Origin of the sequence: Desulfuromonas sp. CSMB_57, assembly GCF_020194955.2 — a bacterium.
Taxonomy (GTDB): domain Bacteria; phylum Desulfobacterota; class Desulfuromonadia; order Desulfuromonadales; family Syntrophotaleaceae; genus JAFCIY02.
The window spans coordinates 1-2,224 of the sequence record NZ_JAFCIY020000016.1 but is presented as its reverse complement, the minus strand read 5'-3'; the positions used below and the strand labels follow the sequence as shown (position 1 = coordinate 2,224).

Genomic DNA, 2,224 nt, shown 5'->3' with positions numbered 1-2,224 from the left:
AAATTTCGAAATGCGTTGTGTTTTATCTTGCATAACGATATTCCATTTGCTATACAACGCAGAACTCCCACGTTATTTATATCATATTATAACGCCATGGCTACCCCGTGGGTGAATCCAAAAAACATTTTTATGTCAAGGAGGTAATGCATGCAAAGGAATCTCACATGGATGGTCTGGGGGTTGCTGTTGTTGATCGCCCTTCCGGCCCGGGCGGATGAGGTTTTTTCCCTGGGCGAAGTCATCGTTACCGGCGACCAGCAGGTGGTCAATCTTGCGACCACTGTTACGGAAGTCACTGCCGAGGACATTCAGCAGCGCGGCGCCAGGACCGTGGCCGAGGCGCTGCAGCAACTGCCGGGTGTTTTTGTGCAAAGTAGTCGCGGCAAGGGCGAAAGCTTTGTGAGTATTCGCGGGTTCAATGACAATGATGTAAAGATCATGATCGATGGCGTACCGGTCTACGAGCAGTATTCCCGCCAGATCGACCTGGCCCAGTTCTCCACTGCCAATGTAGCGAAGATTACGGTCACCAAGGGAGCCTCATCCGTTTTATATGGCCCCAATGCCATGGGCGGGGTCATCAATATCGTCACCAAGACCGCCTCCAAGCCGACTGCAAGTGTCAGTGCAGCTTGGGGTGATTACAGCACCCAGAATTATTCCGTCAGCGCAGGAGCACCGATTGGCGACTTTACCGTCTATATGGGCTACAACTACCGCCGTTCAGACGGATGGCGCCTTTCGTCTGACTTTGATCCAGGCTTCTGGGCGAATAAACTCGAGCCATTGACCGCCGCCCTTGATCCCATTGAAAATGGTGGAAAACGGTACAACAGCGATTACCTGCAGCACCATTTCAACCTCAAACTCGGCTATGAACCCAGCCAGGATACCAAGCTCTATCTGACATTCAACTATTTTGACAACGAAAAAGGTGTTCCGACCAGGCCCGGGTGGTATTTCGACGAATGGAAGCAATGGCAGTTGAGTCTGGTTGGCGAGCAGAAGGTGACCGACTGGCTGCGGATCAAGGCCCGCACGTTTTACGTCAGCCACGATGACACGCTGCGGGGGAGATTTGGTCGATATCCGAACGTTCTAAATCAAAGTTTTGTCTTGTCTCCTTACGAAAACTATAGCACTGGCGGGGAGTTGCAGGCCTTTTTGGACTTTGGTCGCTGGAGCTTTCTGAAGATCGGCGGCTCGTTCGTTCGAGATGAATCAAAACAAAGGGAGAAATCGTTAGTCACAAATACGTGGACCCCTTGGGAAACTCAGGCGGCAGATACCTACTCCGTAGGCATTGAAAACGAGGTGCGCCCTCTGGACTGGCTGGCGTTCGTGGCGGGCCTGAGCTATGACTACTACGATCCTCGCAAGGCCCCCTCAACCATAACCACGCTCACCAGTGATATCGACTCCCTCAACCCTCAGGGCGGCGTGGTTGTCACTTTGTCGGAAAGTACCAACCTGCACGGGTCCATCGGCAAGAAGACTCGATTCCCCCATCTCAAGGAACTTTACAGCAGGGTTGCCGGTGGTAATCCCGATCTCAAACCCCAGGAAACCACTACCTACGAGGTCGGCCTGACCCACGCTTTTAACGACGGCATCGTGCTTTCAGTGGCGGCGTTTTACAACGACATCGAAAACCTTATCGCTAGACAAGGAAGTGGTGCCAACTCCATTTACGTGAATGTCGGCTCGGCCGTCACCAAGGGGGTGGAGGTTGCCCTGGGTGCCGACATCACCGAGAGTTTCTGGGCCGGGTTGAATTACACCTTCATGCGTACCGAGGATAAGGATCTGAACCGCGAACTGGAAGGACGGCCGCGCCATCGGGCCAACCTGGACCTGCGCTACCGGTTCCCCTTCGGTTTCAACCTCAGCACCCAACTTTCCTATGTCGTCCGGCAGTATGGCAGGGACAATACTTATACCCCAACTGCCCTTATAGAAGAATGGAAGCGTTCGCCGGATTTCCTGCTGCTCAATGCCCGGGCTGAGCAACAGCTCGGCAAGCTCTGGGGTGTGGAAGGAAGCGCCTTCGTCGAGGTAACCAACATTACAGATCGTGACTACTACGAAGTAGGCTTCCCTTCTCCCGGCCGCAACTTCCTGGCAGGTTTAAATTTCAGATACTGATAAACCGCTTTTCACAGGCAAGCGCGGCCGGAACCCGACCCGGCCGCGCAAGCGAGGGCAACACGCATGAGCACAA

General features: G+C 53.6%; 1 protein-coding gene. It reads left to right on the top strand.

The features are described 5' to 3' along the window. Window positions 1–150: 150 nt before the first annotated feature. Window positions 151–2,148 carry a TonB-dependent receptor plug domain-containing protein gene (locus JQN68_RS04245; protein WP_225073305.1) on the top strand — a complete coding sequence of 666 codons (1,998 nt, stop codon included), beginning with the start codon at window positions 151–153 and terminating at the stop codon, window positions 2,146–2,148. Window positions 2,149–2,224: the final 76 nt, after the last annotated feature.